This is a genomic window from Kribbella sp. NPDC048915 (genome assembly GCF_040649595.1).
Taxonomy (GTDB): Bacteria; Actinomycetota; Actinomycetes; order Propionibacteriales; family Kribbellaceae; genus Kribbella.
Map to the genome: position 1 here is coordinate 1 of NZ_JBEZFT010000001.1, position 17,151 is coordinate 17,151.

Sequence of the window (17,151 nt, forward strand, 5' to 3'; positions counted from 1 at the left end):
GTTGTGGGTTCCGTACCCTTCACACGGGTCAGGAACCCACAACACCGTGGGTGAACCCACCGTGCGGGAACGCGCGCGGTCGTTCAACGCGGTCGTTCAACGCGGGCGTTCAACGCGGGCGTTCAACGCGGTCGTTCAGCGCGGTCGTTCAGCGCGGTCGTTCAGCGCGGGCGTTCAGCGCGGTCGTTCAGCGCGGGCGTTCAGCGCGGGCGTTCAGCGCGGGCGTCCAACGCGGGCGCCGACTCGGTCATCCAGCCCCACCCACGGATCGGTCACAAGAGCCGGACATCCGCTGCTGCTGAGCGGCCTGGGTCAGTCGTCGGCGGTTGCTGAGTGGTGGCGGTCCGTGCGGTGGTCGAGCTCGGCTCGCTGGCGGAGCATCGAGAGGTTCGTGGCCAGTTGGTCGACGACTGCGGCCGGGAGCACGGAGCCGACCCAGATGTGGAGTTCGGCCTCGACCGTCGGGTTCGCGGCTGCGAGGTCGCGGGCGCCGGTGGGCGTGAGCTCGACCAATGACGAGCGCCGGTCGGTGGGGTTCGCCGTCCGGCGGACGCGCCCGGCCGACTCGAGGCGGTCGACTGCTTTGCTGGTGGCGCCGACCGTGATCGCCATCTCGCGTGCCAGGTCGTACACCCGTGCCGAGCCGTGCTTGTCGATGTAGCGGAGGAACTCGAACTGCCCGAGCGGCAGGCCGTGCTCGGCCTTGAGGCGGGCGTCGAGGACGTTGTAGAGCCGGGTCTCGAGCCGGACCAGGTCCGTGAACAAGGATGTGAGATCAGTCACGGGAATATTGATTCCTAGGAATGTAGTTACGGATAACAATATTCCTTGGAATCTATCAGGAGGCGGCTATGAGCAGGGAACAGCGCGCGGTGGCGCGCAGCTACATCACCAAGGGGGCGCTGGGGCGGACCCCCGAGCAGCAACGAGCCGAGTTCGACGAGATCTTCGCCGAGCTCCCACTGGGCGACGACGTCACGCTGGTGTCGACCAACGTGGGTGGCGTCCCGGCGCTGGACGTCCAGGTCGAGGGCGTCGACCAGGATGCGGACGCGGTGATCCTGTACCTGCACGGCGGCGGGTACGTGGTCGGTTCGGCGCGGACGGGCGCCAATCTGGCGGCTCCGCTGTCGCGGCGATCCGGTCTGCCGGCGGTGTCCCTCGACTACCGCCTCGCCCCGGAGCATCCCTTTCCCGCTGCGGTCGACGACGCGCTGGCGGCGTACAAAGCCTTGCAGGGCGCGGGCCGCGACGTAGTGGTTGCGGGCGATTCCGCGGGCGGCAATCTGACGCTCGCCACGATGCTGGCGGCGCGCCGGGAAGGTTTGCCGTTGCCGTCGGCAGCTGTCGTGTTCTCGCCGACGACCGATCTCACGCTGTCCGGCGCGAGCCTCGACACCCGGAGCGACGCGGATCCGCTGTTCAGTCGCGAGCATATCGCCGAATACACCGAGACCTATCTGGCCGGGCACGACCCGAAGGACGAGCTGGTCAGCCCACTGCTCGCGGACCTGACCGGGCTCCCGCCGCTGCTGATCCAGGTCGGATCCGCCGAGGTGCTCCTCGACGACTCGCTGCGGCTCGCGGTCGCTGCCGCGGAACACGACGTGGACGTGAGTCTCGACGTGGTCGCTGGCGCGCCGCACGTGTTCCAGTTCAATGTCGGCGTGATGGATGAGGCCGACGCTGCGCTGACGCGCGCCGCTCACTGGCTGGCCCATCGTGGTTTCGGTGGTGGCGTCGCATAGATTGGGGGTATGAGCAGCCCGTCCGAGAAGTACGCCGCGTTCCGCTCGGACCAGGAGCATCCTGCCGTGAAGGACTTCCGGGCGCTCTACGACTTCGAGCTGGACGAGTTCCAGCTGCGCGCCTGCGCCGCCCTCGAGGACGGTCACCAGGTGCTGGTCGCGGCGCCCACCGGCTCCGGGAAGACGCTGGTCGGCGAGTTCGCGGTTCACCTCGCCCTGGAGCGCGGTCAGAAGTGCTTCTACACCACGCCGATCAAGGCCCTGAGCAACCAGAAGTACAGCAACCTGGTGAGCAGGTACGGCCCGGACAAGGTCGGCCTGCTCACCGGCGACAACTCGGTGAACTCCGAGGCCCCGATCGTGGTGATGACGACCGAGGTGCTCCGGAACATGCTGTACGCCGGTTCCAGCACGCTGCTCGGTCTGTCGTACGTCGTGATGGACGAGGTGCACTACCTGGCCGACCGGGCCCGCGGCGCGGTCTGGGAAGAGGTGCTGATCCACCTGCCGGACTCGGTGTCGGTGGTGTCGCTGTCGGCTACCGTGAGCAACGCCGAGGAGTTCGGCGACTGGCTGGAGACCGTGCGCGGCAACACCGTCGTCGTGCTCGAGGAGAAGCGGCCGGTGCCGCTGTTCCAGCACGTGATGGTGGGCAAACGGCTGCACGACCTGTTCGCCGGTGAAGCGCCGACCGCTCGGGTCGGCGCTCCCGCGAAACCGTCCAAGTCCGGCAACCCGGCCAAGGCCGCGCAGGCCGACCTCAAGGACTTGGTGAATCCGCAGCTGGTCCGGATCGCGCGCGACGACAACCGGATCTTCCGCGACGACTCGCGGAAACCGCGCCGCCGCCGCGACCTCCCGCGGAACCGGCCGTCCAAGACACACTTCACGCCGTTCCGCTCGGACGTGGTGGAGGAGCTGGACGCCGGTGCGCTGCTGCCGGCGATCTACTTTATCTTCTCCCGCAAGGGTTGTGAGGACGCGGTCGTCCAGTGTTTGCGGTCCGGTCTGCGGCTGACCAAGCCGTCGGAGCGCGACGAGATCAAGCGGGTGGTGGCCGAGCGGACGGCGGACCTGCCGGACGAGGACCTCGGCGTCCTCGGGTACCACGACTTCGCCGAGGCGCTCAGCCGCGGGATCGCGGCGCACCACGCCGGCATGCTGGCAGCTTTCAAGGAGGTCGTCGAGGAGCTGTTCGCGCGCGGCCTGATCAAGGTCGTGTTCGCCACCGAGACGCTTGCCCTGGGCATCAACATGCCGGCCCGGACGGTCGTCCTCGAGAAGCTCTCGAAGTGGAACGGCGAGGCGCACGTCGACATCACCCCGGGCGAGTACACGCAGCTCACCGGCCGGGCCGGTCGGCGCGGCATCGACGTCGAAGGTCATGCGGTGGTGCTGTGGCAGCCCGGGTTCGATCCACGGGCGGTCGCGGGCCTCGCGTCCACGCGTACGTATCCGCTCCGGTCGTCGTTCGCCCCGTCGTACAACATGGCCGTCAACCTGGTCCGCCAGGTCGGGCGGACCCGGGCGCGGGACATGCTCGAGTTGTCGTTCGCGCAGTTCCAGTCCGACCAGGCCGTCGTCGGTCTGGCGCGGCAGGTGCAGCGCAACACCGAGGCGCTCGAGGGGTACAAGGAGTCGATCGAGTGTCACCTCGGCGACTTCCTCGAGTACGCCGCACTGCGCCGGCGGATCAGCGACCGCGAGGCGTCCGGTTCGAAGCGGCGCAAACTCGACCGGCGGGTCGAGGCGCAGGAGTCGATCGAGAAGCTGAAGACCGGTGACATCATCCGGATCCCGGCCGGCCGGAGTGCCGGGTGGGCGCTCGTGCTCGACCCGGGCATGCGGTCGGAGCGCGAGGGGCCGCGGCCGACCGTGCTGACACTGGACCGGACGGTGCGGAAGCTGTCGATGGTCGACTTCCCGACCCCGGTCGAGGCGATCGGGACGCTGCGGATCCCGCGCAAGTTCAACCCGCGCAACCCGCAGCAGCGCCGCGAACTCGCCCAAGTACTGCGGAACCGCACCGACCTGCTCGGCGAGGACGGACCGCCGTCGCGCCACCGCGACGTGATCTCGCACGCCGACGACCCGGAGCTGCAGGAGATGCGGGCGCAGCTGCGTGCGCACCCGTGCCACGGGTGCTCCGACCGCGAGGACCACGCGCGCTGGGCGGAGCGGTACTTCCGGCTCGACCGCGAGAACCGCGACGTGCAGCGCAAGATCGAGCAGCGCACGAACACGATCGCGCGCCAGTTCGACCGGGTCTGCCAGGTACTCGACGCGCTGCACTACCTCGACGGCGACAAGACCACCGAAGCCGGCGACCGGCTCGCGCGGATCTACACCGAGCTCGACCTGGTGGCGGCCGAGTGCCTGCGGCAAGGAATCTTCGACGACCTGACCGTGCCGGAGCTGGCGTCGTGTCTTGCGGCCCTGGTGTACGAGTCGCGCTCGAAGGACGAGCCGACCTCACCCCGGTTGCCGCGCGGCGACGTCCGGGACGCGATCGAACGGATGGGATCGATCTGGCGCGAACTGTCCGCCCTCGAACGGGACATGCGCGTCGACTTCCTGCGGTCGATGGACCTCAACTTCTGCTGGCCCGCGTTCCGCTGGGCGTCGGGCGCGTCACTCGCCGAGGTCCTGTACGAGTCCGACCTCGCGGCCGGCGACTTCGTCCGCTGGGTGAAGCAACTCATCGACCTCACCGAGCAAATCGCCGACGCCGCGGGCGCCACCCCGCTCCGCGCCACCGCCCGAGCCGTGGTGGACCAAATCCGCCGAGGCGTCATCTCCTACGCCTCGATGGTCGACTGACCCTGCGGCGCAGGGCGCGGGAAGTGTGCACGCTCGACAGGAGGTGTGCTGGCGAAACGGCGTGCACGTCAGCAGTTCTTGCTTGCGTGCACCACGTCGGCAAGGAGACGTCCTGTTGAGATTGCACACCTGCTCGTCCTGCGTCGCCTGTGGACCGGTAGCGCGGGACTCCAGGGGCGTCGGGTCGGATTTCTGCTGGTCGTTGAGATGCGGCCGACGTCAGGGGTACGTGGACCTGTGGGGGTGACAGACTTTGCGGAGCCCCCGTTCGAAGGAGAAGACGTTCGTGGAGTTGTCGCGCCGGGATCTTGGCAAGTTGGCGATTGCTACTGGTGCTACGGCCGCCGCGGGGACCGCGGTCGGTTACTCGATCGGGCGGCCGGCGGATGCGGCCGCGACGTGGCAGGTGACCGGGACGGCGGTGCCGGCGTTGGCCGGGTTCGACGAGCAGATGAAGGCGTTCATGCAGGCGCGCGGTGTCACGGCGGGGCAGGTCGCGGTGACGTACAAGGGGCGGCTGGTGCTTGCCCGCGGCTACAGTACGTCGACCGCGCTGTCCGTGCAGCCGACGTCGTTGTTCCGGATCGCGAGCCTGTCGAAGTCGTTCACCGCGGCGGCGATCGTGAAGCTCGTCCAGGACGGCAAGCTCAGCCTCTCCACGCCGGTCGCGAACATCCTCGACATCACGCCGGCGAGCGGCCTGACCCGCGACCCGCGCTGGTCGAAGGTCACGCTGTGGAAGGTGCTGCAGCACCTCGGCGGCTGGGACCGCGACGTCTCCGGCGACCCGAACTTCAAGGACGCGACCATCTCCCGCACGCTCGGCGTACCGCTGGAGCTGAAGCACGCCGACGTCATCAAGTACATGGCCGGGCAGAAACTCGACTTCGACCCGGGCACCAAGTACGCGTACTCGAACTTCGGGTACCTGCTGGCCGGCCGTGTCATCGAGAAGGTCAGCGGCCTGACCTACGAGAACTACGTGAAGCAGAAGCTGCTGGCGCCGTTGAAGATCACGCGGATGTCGCTCGGCTGGTCGATCTCTCGGCACAGCGGTGAGACGGCGTACGAGTCGCAGTACTCCGGGCGGACCGTGCTGGACGGGTCGGGCAAGACGGTGCCGGCGCCGTACGGATCGTTCAGCATGCGGATCCAGGACGCGAACGGCGGCTGGATCGCGAGTGCGCCGGACCTGGTGCGGTGGGCGAAGATGTTCGACGCGCCGTCGAGTGTGCTGAACAGTACGTCGCTCGGCCGCGTGTGGGCGAAGCCGTCGACCGGCGTGAACGCCAGCGGCTGGTACTACGGTCTCGGCTGGCAGATTCGCCCGGTCACCGGCGGCACCGGTCGTAACACGTGGCACACGGGCAGCATGCCGGGCACGTACACGCTGCTCGTCCGGACGTCGGGCGGGTTGAGTTGGGCCGCGCTGTTCAACCGTCGCGACGACGCGAGCGGCGAGTCGTACGGCGACATCGACGCCGCGATGTGGAAGGCCGCGAACGGCGTGAAGTCGTGGCCGACCCACGACTTCTTCCCGAAGTACTTCGCCTGAACGCAACGCGACTCGCCCGTCGGCCGACGCGTTCACCAAGTGCTTCCGTGCGACGGGGGCAGATCGGTGACGGCTGGTGCAACTGCGACCGTCAGAACATGGACGACGGCTGGTCCAACTGCGACGGCCGAAACATGGACGACGGCTGGTGCAACCGCGACGGCCGGAAAATCGGTGACGGCTAGAACATCAGCGCCCGGAAGTGCGGCGTGCTGACCTGAGCCTCGCCCGCCATGTGGGTGAGGATGTCGCGGAAGGTGTCGATCGCCTCGTCGCCGAACGTGCGCCGCAGTCGCCGTTCGTAGTTCTGGTGGTACTTGCGCGCCGCCGTCAGTGCCGCCTGTCCGCGCTCGGTCAGGTGCAGGAGACGGGCACGGGCGTCGCTCGGATCGGGGCGGCGCTCGACGTATCCGCGCTGCTCCATGTCGTCGACGATCTGGCCGGCGCCCTGCTTGGTGATCTCCAGCCGCTCGGCCAGGCCGCTGATCGTGGTCGGTCCGTCGTTCAGCGTGCGGAACACGAAGCCGTCCGATCGGCCCTGGTCGTCGAACCCCTGAGCGGTGACCTGCGAGCGCAGCCCGCGGACGAACTCCTGATCCGCGAGCAACAGCAGAATCCCGATGTCGATCTTGCCCGAACGCGTCATGTCGCCCATGATAGTCAAGCTGGCTTGGACAAGCTAGCTTGACTAAATGAGATGGGGGACCGTATGTACGTCACACTCGCGGCAGATGCGCCGCGCTTCGCACTGAACGGGGCCGAGTTCACCGGGTACGCGGCACCGAGCCGTGGATCAGCCGGCCTGTGCACCTGGCGGCTCACGCTGCCGCCGGGGCATGGCGGCGACGCGCCGCACACGCTGGACCGGGACGAGGTGTTCATGGTGCTCAGCGGGACCGTGCAGTTCGCTGCAGACGGCGACAAGCTCGGTCCGGGCGACGCCGTCGTCGTAACGGCCGGTGAGCCGATCGCGCTGACCAACCTCGGCGAAGACAACGCCGAGCTGATCGTCGCCATCACCGCCGGCTTCACCGGCTACCTGGCCGACGGCACGGCCGTCCAGCCGCCGTGGGCCCAGTAGCGGACGAAGACCCGTTAGCGGTCAGCAGCGGCGGTTCGGTGCGCTGTACGTCGTCGTACTGGGGGAGGCGACGTAGTAGTTGGTGACCCACGCGGCGTCGCTGAGGCGGTCCCACGCGGACGTGGTGCCGACGCGTGAGCCTGCGCGCTGGCAGGTGATCCACGCGAGGGAGCCGATCGGCAGTGTGCCCGGGTACGCCGAATACGCCGTACCCGGGCCGCGTCGACGGGTCAGACTGTTGACGGTGGTCTGGTAAGGCAGCGAGCAGCCCGGGATCGGTGCGCTGTAGCCGGTCGTACTGGGGGTGCGGACGTAGTAGTCGATGACGTACGTCCCGTCGACCAGCTTGTTCCACACCGTGCTGGTACCGATCTTCGGTCCGAACGTCTGACAGACGATGCGCACCGGCGAGTTGGCTGTGATGGTCGCGCGGACCGGGTAGGCGGTGGACGGCCCGCTGTAGGAGTAGATGGTGGCGCGGGCCGTGTACGTGTACCAAACACTCGCCACCGGTGCGTCGAAGCGATCGCTGTCGATGTTGAGCGTCACGCCGCCATGCGTCTCGTTGTGGTCGCCCTGGTACTGCTTGCCGCGCTGACCGACCGCCCAGAAGGTGTTGGGCACCGTTGGCCAGTTGGTCAGTGAACTGTTGTTGTCCCAGCGAGCGATCCACAGCGCGTCCGGTCGCGCGTACGAGCTGGAGTTGTACGCCGCTGCCAAGTCCACCGCACCGGAGTTCTGGTGCGCGTACACGCCGGACAGGAACCCCAATGCGTGCAGTTGCTTCGTCCAGGCGGACAGGTAGCGCAGCACCGTGGTCCGGCAGGTGCTGTCGTTGATGTTGTAGTGCTCCATGTCGGCGTAGAGCGCGCTACCGCCGAGCAGATTGAGCGCCCTCGCCGCCGCGACCGCGTCGCGTGCCTGTAGCGCGCCCTGGGAGGTTGCTGACGGCACAGTCATCTTGACTGCGTTGGTGCGGGTGGTGCATGGCGCCTGGTAGCCCATGAAGATCGGGATCAGCCGGAAGCCCATCCGGGTGACGCTGCTGACCCAGCTAGGCGTCAGCTGCGGCTGCGCGCAGGTGCGGTTGACACCACCGATGTAGACGCCGACGGCGCGGTACGGCGAGGACAGCCACGCACTCATCTGGGCGACGCTGGGCGCGGTACAGGTGTCGAACGCGAGCCCGGTGAACCGCGTCGCCGTCGCCCCGGCCGCGTACGGCAGTGGAGTGGTCGGCTCGGCGTGCGCCGGCGTACTGAGAGGCAGGACGAAGAGAAGCGTGAGCGCGGCGACGAGAGCCTTGGTCTTGAGCACGGTGACCACCCCAGCTCTCAGTAGACGCTGAGTGGTGCGCCGCAGCAAGGCGGGCAGGGGTTAAGTTTGAGCGCAGAGTACGTCTCAGAAGGGACACGTCATGCCGGAGATCGTGGAGCTCGGGGAGCGGCCGTACGTCGCCTTGCGCGGCAAGGTCGCGATGGACGGGATCAGCGCGTTCGCGGATCGGCTGGGCGAGGTGGTGGACTGGCTGGCCGCGAAGGAGATCGCGCCGAACGACGCGCCGTTCTTCAAGTACGACGTGATCGACATGGAGACCGGGCTGGAGCTGGAGATCGGGTTCCCGGTCGACGACCTGCGCAGCGGCGAGGGCGAGATCGTGACCGGTGTCCTGCCGGCCGGACGGTACGTGCGGACCCGGTACCACGGTCATCCGGACGGGCTGCGGGAAGCCACCAGTGACCTGCTCGCCTGGGGCGACAAGGAAGGCGTCGCGTGGGACGTCGACGGCAACCGCTGGGCCGCGCGGCTCGAGATCTACCTGTCCGATCCGCGTGAGGTCCCCGACATGAAGGACTGGGACACCGAGCTCCAGTTCAAGCTGAAGGACTGAGTGCCGACCGTCCTCGCGGGCGTGGCGCGGCTCGATCCGGAGCGGATCCGCCACGTCGCCTCGCCGCTGATCGAGCTCGGCTGCGCGCTGCACGTCCTGGCCGAGCCTGCGCACCACGACCGGGTCGACTGGGCCGCGGCGCTGCCGGTGTCCGCCGAGCTGCGTGACGAGCTGGCGCAATGGAGCTGGACCGTGCGCGCGGTGCGGGCCAGGTTCTTCGCGACCAGCCCGGCAACTGGCGTACCGTCCTGGCCGGACGAGTTGGCGGCGCTACGTTCGCGTCCGCCGGAGGAGCTTGCCGCCGAGCTGGTGCGGCCGTTGCGGGGTCGTCCGCTGAGCAGTCACTCGGTCGATACAGCCGCCGTACTGCACTGGGCACGCAGTCGAGGCCGCTCCGTCGCCGCACTGGTCGAGGCGCTGCTGACGTCACCTGAGGAGCCGGTGCGCCGGTTCCTGGACGTACTGGACGCTTGCTGGCGTGAGTGGTTCGGTGCGCTCTGGGAGGAGTCGCACGCGACGCTGGCGGCCCGCGGGCGTCACGATCGCGATCTGGCGGCCCGGCACGGTGTCGCGGCGATGCTGCGCGCGCTGGACAGCGCCATCGACGTACGGGACCCGGACAGTGTCGTCGTGCAGAAGGTGCAGAGCAAGCGCATCGACATCAGTACGCGGTCGCTGCTGCTTGTGCCGAGCAACTACATCGCACCGCACCTGTTCGTCGGCGAGATCCCCGGCGAGCCCATCACGATCATCTACCCCGTGACCGGACGTACTGACGCCGTACCGGCGGCTCAGCAGATCCGGGCGCGGCTCGACGCCCTGGCGTCCCCGGACCGCCTCCAGGTGTGCCGCGCCGTAGCCAGCGAACCGCGAACCGCGGGGGAGATCGCCGCGCTCTGGGGCCTGCATCCCACACAGGTCACTCGGCACCTCCGCGCTCTGACGCGAGCCGGACTGGTCACCGCAGAGCGGGAGGGCCGCTTCGTCGCCTATCGCCTGAACAACGACGCCTTGACGACACTCGGCTCCGACTTGCTGACCTTGATCATGCGTTGATCAAGCGTTGACCCATGTTGATCCCCCTTGCTGGCACGGCACGTTGATCCGGATGTTGATCCGGCATGTTGATCCGGCATGTTGATCCGGCATGTTGATTCCGTGTCGATGCACATGTTGATCCAGCGTTGACCATATTGATCGCATTGATCGTGTTGATCGACTGACGGAAGTTGGCAATCCAACGACGGGACGTCAACCCCGATTGTTGGATGGACAGCTGTGACCACCTCTCTCTCGCCCGCGGTTCGACGGTTGATTGCCGCCACACTGGTCAACACCCTGGGGAACGGCGTCTACGCAGCAGTCGCAGCGCTTTACTTGACCCGCGCCGTCGGCCTGTCGGTCGCACATGTCGGCGTAGGTCTCACAGTCGCCGCGCTGGTCGGTTTGGTGACCAGTACGCCGCTGGGAGTCGTTGCGGATCGCCTAGGACCCAACCGGGCGTACGTCGCATTCCTGCTGCTCCAGGCGGTCACGATGAGCGCTCTTACCCAGGTGCGTTCGTTCGAGTGGTACGTCGCCGTCGCAGCCGTCACAGCGATCGCCGACTCGGGTCAGCGCGGTGCGAAGGGCGCACTCATCGCCGGACTCGCACCGCCCGACCAGAAGGTCCGCACCAGGGCACTGCTCCGCGTCGTCACGAACATCGGCATGGCGGTCGGCATGGGAGCCGCCGGCGTCGTACTCGCGGTCGACCGGCTCGAGGTATACGTCGTGGCGCTGCTGGCCAACGCTGCGACGTACGTGCTGACAGCCGGACTGGTGCGGTTCGGGATGCCGACCGTTGCGCCGGTGCCAGCGGCATCAGGACCGTCTGCGCTGACGGCGGTGCGGGACCGGCGGTTCCTGGTGTTCGTCGGGCTGGATGGCGTCCTGAGCATGCACGGGGCACTTGCCCAGGTCGGCATCCCACTGTGGGTCGCTACGGCGACGGACGCGCCACGCTGGATCATCTCGGTCCTGCTGGTGCTCAACTCGGCTGCAGTGATCCTCCTGCAGGTCCGCATCTCCCGGGGTACCGAACACCTCAACGGAGCCGCTCGGGCCGGCCGACGCGCGGGGCTGCTGTTGGCGCTCACCTGCGTGGTGCTGGCGCTGTCCGACGCCACGTCGGGGGCAGTGACGATCAGCCTGCTGGTGGCAGCTGCCCTGGCGCATGTTGTGGGCGAAATGCTTCAGTCCGCGGGCGGCTGGGGGATCAGCTTCGAGCTGGCGCCGCCTGGCGCGCAGGGGCAGTACCAAGGCGCCTACGCCATGGGGCGTCAGGTCGGAGACCTGGTCGCGCCGCTTCTCATCACCACAGTGGCTGTGTCGTGGGGTTGGCCCGGGTGGTTGCTGACGGCAGCTGTGTTCCTGGTGGCCGGTCTGTTCGTGCCGGTTGTCGTGCAGGAGCCGGAACGCGCTATGCAGCCACAGGTCTGAGCAGGTCGCGTAGCGCACGAGCAGCTGCGAAGCCGGCCCGGTTGGCCCCAATAGTGCTGGCCGACGGACCGTACCCGACCAAATGGACACGTGGGTCGATGACTGTGGCAGTGCCGTCCATACGGATGCCGCCAGACGGCTCGCGCAGGTGCAGCGGCGCCAGGTGAGCCAGATCGGCCCGGAACCCGGTGGCCCACAGAATGGTGTCAATGCGCAGCCGGTTGTCCACAGGCGCGGCGGCACCGTCCCACTGCGTGTCAGGATCCCACTCGACTCCGTCCGCTGTGATGCGCGAGAAGATCGGCAGCCGCGTGTAAACGCCGCGGTCGGCCGCCGCCTGCTCCTGCGGGCGCAGGTGCAACCCAGTGACGCTGACGACGCTGCGCGGCGGCAGTCCGGCGCGGACGCGTTCCTCGACGCGCGCCACCACCTGACGCCCGTACTCCGGCGTGAAGTCCTCGCCAGTGCGCCACACCGGCGGTCGACGCGTCACCCAGGTGGTCGTGGCCACCTCGGAGATCTCTGCGAGCAGTTGGACAGCAGATGCGCCGCCGCCCACGACCAGTACGTGCTGACCGGCCAGCTCGGCGGCACCGCGGTAGTCGGCCGTGTGCAGCTGCCGCCCGCGGAACGTCTCGATCCCCGGGTACCACGGGATGAACGGCCGGTCCCACGTCCCGGTCGCGTTCACCAGCGACGCGGCCTGGTAGCTGCCCTGGGACGTCTCCAGCTCGAAACCACCCGCAACGGACCGGACGCTCTCCACCGCGACAGGCCGCAGTACCGGGAGCTCGAACCGCTTCTGGTAGTCCGCGAAGTACGCCGGCACGAACTCGTTGGCTCGCTCCGCACCCGCACTCGTCGGCACCGGTACACCGGGCAGGTTCGCGATGCCGTGGACGTCGTGCATGGTCAGCGAGTCCCACCGGTGCTGCCACGCGCCGCCCGGTTCGGCGTTGCGGTCCAGCACCAGCACCTCGTCGTACGGCGTGAATCCCAGCCGCACCAGGTGGTACGCGGCCGACAGCCCCGCCTGTCCCGCACCGATGACTGCTACCTCGAGCACACCATCGTCAACACACCGCCCGCGCTGCCTCTTCCCCGCTACCGTGACGACATGGACCTCGGCTCGGCGTACGGCTTCCGCATGGACTGGATCGTGAGCTTCGTGGCGGTGGCGCGGTACGGCGGGTTCTCGGCCGCTGCGAAGGCCGTGTACCGCGGCCAGTCGCGGATCAGCGAGCATGTCGCTGAGCTCGAGCGCGCGCTCGCCGTACAGCTGTTCGACCGCACCGCGCACCCGCCGCGCCTCACGCCCGAGGGTCGTGCGCTGCTCCCGCAGGCCGAGGAGATCCTGAGCCGCGTCCAGGGCCTGTCCGCGGGCGGAACGGTCCGCCTCGGCACCTATCCGAGTGCCGCCGCGTGGATGTTCCCCCAGGTCGTACGGCGGCTGCCGGCGGGCATCCGACTGCTCCTCGTCGAGGGACCGAGCGTGGACCTGGAAGCCGAACTGGTCCGTGGTGACATCGACCTGGCGATCCGCCCGGTGCATCCGTTGGTGACCAGCGAGGATCTCGTGCACGAGGTGCTGTGGCGGGAGCCGCTCGTCGCGGTGTTCCCCGCGGACCACCCGCTCGCCGCCCGCGAGTCGGTCGGGCTCGGCCAACTGGCCGAGCTGCCGCTGATCTCGATCGGCGAGAGCGACGGACCGCGGCAGTTCGAGTCGCACCTGGCGTTCGCCTCGAAGGGGCTCAGCCCGGAGTCGGCGTTCCGCACGAACCAGCCACAGACCCTGCTGTCGCTGGTACGCCACGGGCTCGGTGTCGGTGTCACCAACGAGCTGGCGGTCACCACCGCTGATCTGACCGGCGTCCGGCTCGTCGCGATCCACGACGCGGACGTGGACCGTCAGGTCGGACTGTTCACCCGCCGCGACCGGTCCGCGTCACCAGCGCTCGCCGCGGTGATGGACGTCGTACGGCAGGTCAGCGGATGAACTGGTCCACGTAGTCCGCGCCCAGACCGTTGGCCCCGTAGTGGTCGCGGCACAGCTGGATCTTGGTGAACGTGTCCTCGTAGCCGGTCTGGTTGCCCTGGTCGTCCACGTAGATCATCGCGCCGGAGATGTTGAAGAACGTGATCATCTCCGTGCAGTCCTCGGGGACGCGCAGCGTGTGGATCTCACCGGGCGGCTCGTAGACGAACGACCCGGCGTCGGCGACCCAGTCGTGTTCGTCGTACTGCCACTTGCCCTTGATCACGTACCCGAACACGGCGCTCGGGTGTCGGTGCCGCGAGACGATGCCGGCCCGCGTGACCTTGAGCAGGTTGCACCACTGGCCGGTGATCGTGTTCAGCATCAACGGCCGGAACCACACGTCCGCTGCCTGCGGCACCCACAGCCGCTCGTCGTCGGGTACTGCCTGCACGGCGATCTCCGCCGGGACACCTGCGGATACCGGGATCATCGGGTTCTCCTCACATGCTCAGGTAGCCGCCGTCGACTGGTACGACGGCGCCGGTGACGAAGCCCGCGTCCGGGCCGGCCAGAAAGGCGACCACGCCGGCCACCTCGTCCGGCGTACCCCAGCGGGCCATCGGTGTACGGAACAGGATCCGGTCGGAGGCGACCGGGTCGGCTTGCAGCGCGGCAGTCAGGTCAGTGGCGATCCAGCCCGGTGCGACCGCGTTCACCCGGATCCCGTCCGGCGCCCAGGCGACCGCCAGCGACTTGGTCAGCTGCACGATCCCGCCCTTGGACGCGCTGTACGCCGGTACCAGCGGGCCGCCGAAGTAGCTCAGCATCGAGGCCACGTTGACGATGCAGCCGCTTCGCGCAGCCAGCAGGTCATGCGCCGCCTCAGCCGCCCGCATGGCGCCGGTGAGGTTGATCTCCAGCACCTCCCGGAACACCTCCGGCCGGTGCTCGTCACCACGTCGAATGATGCCCGCGGCGTTCACCAGCACGTCCAGCCGCTCCAGCGACCCGATCAGCTCCTCCAGCGCCCCATCAGCTCGCAGGTCCAGCTCCACCTCCACCAGCGAACTGTCTGCTTGCAGGTCCAGTTCGGCGTGCTTCAGCGAACTGTCTGCTCGCAGGTCCAGCTCCGCGTCGTCCAGGGAACCGGGAGCTCGCAGCTCCGGCTCCGCGTCGTCCAGGGAATCGGGAGCTCGCAGCTCCGGCTCCGCGTCGTTCAGCGAGCGGTGGGTTCGCAGATTCAGCGCGGCCTCGTCCGGCGTGAGCCCCGCCGCGATCACGTCCACCCCGTCCGCAACCAGCCGCCGCGCAACAGCCGCACCGATCCCGCTCGTCCCACCGACAACCAACCCGACCCGCCGCATGCCCTCGATCCTGCGCACCACCTCCACCGCCCACAACCCCAACCCGAACCCCGGATAGCAGCGATCCGCCCCGAGCGCTGACCCAGCACGCGCCGGAGACCCCTCCCACCACACGCCGATCCCTGGACGGTGCCTGGCTCGTGCGCGAACCCTCCACTTCAGTGGTTATCCCTCGATCTGGAGGGTTGCCCAGCCGAAATTCGAGTGGGCAACCCTCCACCTGAATGGGCAACCCTCCAGTTCAATGGGCAACCCTCCACCTGAATGGGCAACCCTCCAGTTCAATGGGCAACCCTCCACTCGAGGGGATGCCCATTGAAGTAGGGGGTTGCCCAGCCAAAATTTGAGTGGGCAACCCTCCACTTGAGGGGTTGCCCAGTGAGGTGGAGGGTTGTGCCGGACGGCGGAGGGCGGAGCTGCCTGAGGGCGGAGCTGCCTGGGGGCGGAGCTGCCTGAGGGGTGTCCCGGCCGGTGCGGGAGGGCCTGAGGCTGGGGCTCGCCGCATCTGACCTCGGAGTTCCGGGTCGGCCGGCTTTGCGTCCGCGAGCGCGGGCGGTCGGCCCCGGGCGGCGGGTACGGCGAGTGGGTCGGGTGGGTCGGGTGTGGCGAGTGGGGCGGGTGTGGGAGTGGGGCGGGTGTGGCGAGTGGGGCGGAGAGACCGGGGTCAGCGGGGAGGTCGGGGTCAGCGGGTGCGGCGGGCGCCGGAGCGGCCGCCTGCTACTGCTGCGATCAGGGTGATCAGGGCTGCGGCGGCTACTGCCACCAGGCCGCCGGTGGTCAGGTACTCGTCGGTGATCGCGACGGACGGAAGGTCCATCCGGCTCAGGATGTCGTACTCCGCGCCGGCCACTGCGGCGAGTCCGGCGACGATCGCGGTGACGACGACGCCGAGGAGCCAGACGCCGAGTCCGTGCAGGGCGCCGCGAGCTCCGGCGAGCCGGCCGGCGACGGATCCGCCTGCGTAGTAGGCGATCGCCAGGATCAGCAGCAGGACCACGATGGAGGCTATCCCGACCGTGCTGGCCGTGCTGGCGCTGTCTTGTGCTTGTGTCCAGTTGATCGTGAGTGCGTAGTCGAGCGCGGCCGCGACGGCGCCGACGATGCCGGTCAGCAGCGCGATCATGCCGATCGCCACCAGCCAGCCGTAGAACGTCGACCCGCTGCCGGCCTTACGACTGTCGTCGACCTCGACTCGATCAGGATCGGCGACCGTACGCCGATCGTCGTCGAACAGCTCGGACGGCCCGATTCGTTCGACGCGGGTGTCTTCGTCATGCTGCTGGGTCATCAGCTTCTCCTCACCGGACAAGCCCCGTGTGTCATCCCAGTACCCCCGGGTGAAACCAGCACCCGTCACCAGCAGCGGTCAGCCAGCAGCGGTCAGCCAGCCGCGGTTACCCAGCAGCGGTCACTCAGCAGCGGTCACTCAGCAGCGGTCAGCCAGCAGCCGTTACCAGCAGCAGATGCCGGCGGCCGCCGCCGGCAGGAGTCCGTAGCAGTGGTTGCCGGCAGACCGGCTCAGAGGAGTTCGTCGATGCGGTCGTGGTAGCGGCGGCCGGTTTTGCCGCCGACGATGGCGGCCAGGAGGGTGAAGACCAGGAGGGCCGCCGCGGCGACACCGGACCCGAGCAGGAGGGTGTTGTCGGAGATCGCGACGTCCGGCCGGGTGATCTCGTCGACCACGCCGTACTGGCTGTCCAGGAACCAGCTGACGCCGCCGGCGACCAGGCCGACGAAGACGGCGATCATCCAGACGCCGAAGCCTTGCCGGCCGCCGTCGAAGCGCGCCAGCCGCCCGGCCACGTATCCGCCGATGAAGAACGCGAGGACCAGCATGAACACAGTGACGCCGGCCGCGGTGATCAGGCTGGCGCCGGGCTGCGCCTTCGCGTCGCCGTAGGTGAAGTCGAGGATCTGGGCGGTGCCGAACGCGACCGCGGCGACGGCCGCCGTCAGCAGCACGGACATCGAGATCGCGATCAGCCAGCCGAAGAAGGCCGCGCCGAACTTGAACCCGCGATACGACAGCAGTTCCGGATCGACGTCGGCGTCGGTTTCGGTCTTGGCAGGCGGCGTGCGGAGCGGCGGGTCCGGCGTGATCGCGATCGAGCTCATCGCCCGGGTCGCGGCGGCGCGGGCCTCCTCGTAGCTCTGCGTGCTGCCGTCGCCGGCGGGGGCGGTGATCGTGGCGGTGTCGCCGGGGTACTGCTGACTCATCTCCGCGGGCTCCTCA

Annotated in this window: 17 protein-coding genes; 9 read left to right on the forward strand and 8 right to left on the reverse strand. The window is 68.6% G+C overall.

Going from position 1 to position 17,151, the window contains the following annotated elements; genetic code table 11:
• Window positions 1–312 precede the first annotated feature (312 nt).
• The gene (locus AB0B82_RS00005) at window positions 313–783 is read right to left on the reverse strand and encodes a MarR family transcriptional regulator (RefSeq protein WP_360160661.1); all 471 of its coding nucleotides are present in this window, start codon (window positions 781–783) and stop codon (window positions 313–315) included.
• Window positions 784–851: 68 nt separating this feature from the next.
• On the opposite strand from AB0B82_RS00005, the gene AB0B82_RS00010 reads away from it, so the two are divergent.
• The 4 genes from AB0B82_RS00010 (at window position 852) to AB0B82_RS00025 (ending at window position 6,308) form a co-directional block, all read left to right on the forward strand.
• Window positions 852–1,748 carry an alpha/beta hydrolase fold domain-containing protein gene (locus tag AB0B82_RS00010; RefSeq protein WP_360160663.1) on the forward strand — a complete coding sequence of 299 codons (897 nt, stop codon included), beginning with the start codon at window positions 852–854 and terminating at the stop codon, window positions 1,746–1,748.
• 9 nt (window positions 1,749–1,757) lie between these two features.
• Complete coding sequence (locus tag AB0B82_RS00015) at window positions 1,758–4,568, forward strand: DEAD/DEAH box helicase (protein WP_360160665.1); 2,811 nt, start codon at window positions 1,758–1,760, stop codon at window positions 4,566–4,568.
• Between the two features lie 253 nt (window positions 4,569–4,821).
• Entirely contained in the window at window positions 4,822–6,123 is a 1,302-nt protein-coding gene (locus AB0B82_RS00020) for a serine hydrolase domain-containing protein (protein ID WP_360160667.1), read from the forward strand.
• A gap of 47 nt (window positions 6,124–6,170) precedes the next feature.
• A complete protein-coding gene (locus tag AB0B82_RS00025) occupies window positions 6,171–6,308 on the forward strand; it encodes a hypothetical protein (RefSeq protein ID WP_360160669.1) in 138 nt (45 codons plus the stop codon).
• Here AB0B82_RS00025 and AB0B82_RS00030 read toward each other — a convergent pair.
• Window positions 6,305–6,769 carry a MarR family transcriptional regulator gene (locus AB0B82_RS00030; protein WP_360160671.1) on the reverse strand — a complete coding sequence of 155 codons (465 nt, stop codon included), beginning with the start codon at window positions 6,767–6,769 and terminating at the stop codon, window positions 6,305–6,307. The two genes, AB0B82_RS00025 and AB0B82_RS00030, sit on opposite strands and share 4 nt — an antisense overlap.
• A 51-nt stretch (window positions 6,770–6,820) precedes the next feature.
• Between AB0B82_RS00030 and AB0B82_RS00035 the strand changes: the two genes are divergently transcribed.
• Window positions 6,821–7,204: a cupin domain-containing protein gene (locus AB0B82_RS00035; RefSeq protein ID WP_360160673.1), complete on the forward strand. Its 384-nt coding sequence runs from the start codon at window positions 6,821–6,823 to the stop codon at window positions 7,202–7,204.
• A gap of 21 nt (window positions 7,205–7,225) precedes the next feature.
• Here AB0B82_RS00035 and AB0B82_RS00040 read toward each other — a convergent pair whose 3' ends face one another.
• Complete coding sequence (locus tag AB0B82_RS00040; protein WP_360160675.1) at window positions 7,226–8,521, reverse strand: glycoside hydrolase domain-containing protein; 1,296 nt, start codon at window positions 8,519–8,521, stop codon at window positions 7,226–7,228.
• A 100-nt stretch (window positions 8,522–8,621) separates the two neighbouring features.
• On the opposite strand from AB0B82_RS00040, the gene AB0B82_RS00045 reads away from it, so the two are divergent.
• The 3 genes from AB0B82_RS00045 (at window position 8,622) to AB0B82_RS00055 (ending at window position 11,576) form a co-directional block, all read left to right on the forward strand.
• On the forward strand, window positions 8,622–9,095 hold the full coding sequence (locus tag AB0B82_RS00045; RefSeq protein WP_360160677.1) for a GyrI-like domain-containing protein: 474 nt from the start codon (window positions 8,622–8,624) through the stop codon (window positions 9,093–9,095).
• Entirely contained in the window at window positions 9,096–10,151 is a 1,056-nt protein-coding gene (locus AB0B82_RS00050) for a DUF5937 family protein (protein WP_360160679.1), read from the forward strand.
• Between the two features lie 222 nt (window positions 10,152–10,373).
• Entirely contained in the window at window positions 10,374–11,576 is a 1,203-nt protein-coding gene (locus AB0B82_RS00055; RefSeq protein WP_360160681.1) for an MFS transporter, read from the forward strand.
• Here the strand turns inward: AB0B82_RS00055 and AB0B82_RS00060 are convergent.
• Window positions 11,557–12,642, reverse strand: coding sequence for an FAD-dependent oxidoreductase (locus AB0B82_RS00060; RefSeq protein ID WP_360160683.1), 1,086 nt, complete (start codon window positions 12,640–12,642; stop codon window positions 11,557–11,559). The two genes, AB0B82_RS00055 and AB0B82_RS00060, sit on opposite strands and share 20 nt — an antisense overlap.
• A 51-nt stretch (window positions 12,643–12,693) precedes the next feature.
• Between AB0B82_RS00060 and AB0B82_RS00065 the strand changes: the two genes are divergently transcribed.
• Window positions 12,694–13,572, forward strand: coding sequence for a LysR family transcriptional regulator (locus tag AB0B82_RS00065; protein WP_360160685.1), 879 nt, complete (start codon window positions 12,694–12,696; stop codon window positions 13,570–13,572).
• Here the strand turns inward: AB0B82_RS00065 and AB0B82_RS00070 are convergent.
• From AB0B82_RS00070 to AB0B82_RS00085, 4 genes are all read right to left on the reverse strand, one after another.
• Window positions 13,562–14,044, reverse strand: a complete 483-nt coding sequence (locus AB0B82_RS00070) for a 2,4'-dihydroxyacetophenone dioxygenase family protein (RefSeq protein WP_360160687.1) — start codon at window positions 14,042–14,044, stop codon at window positions 13,562–13,564. The genes AB0B82_RS00065 and AB0B82_RS00070 overlap by 11 nt on opposite strands.
• A gap of 10 nt (window positions 14,045–14,054) precedes the next feature.
• Window positions 14,055–14,936, reverse strand: coding sequence for an SDR family oxidoreductase (locus AB0B82_RS00075; protein ID WP_360160689.1), 882 nt, complete (start codon window positions 14,934–14,936; stop codon window positions 14,055–14,057).
• Between the two features lie 664 nt (window positions 14,937–15,600).
• A complete protein-coding gene (locus AB0B82_RS00080; protein ID WP_360160691.1) occupies window positions 15,601–16,206 on the reverse strand; it encodes a hypothetical protein in 606 nt (201 codons plus the stop codon).
• A 230-nt stretch (window positions 16,207–16,436) separates the two neighbouring features.
• Window positions 16,437–17,135 (reverse strand): hypothetical protein, encoded by a 699-nt coding sequence (locus AB0B82_RS00085; protein WP_360160693.1) that lies wholly within the window; start codon window positions 17,133–17,135, stop codon window positions 16,437–16,439.
• Window positions 17,136–17,151 lie beyond the last annotated feature (16 nt).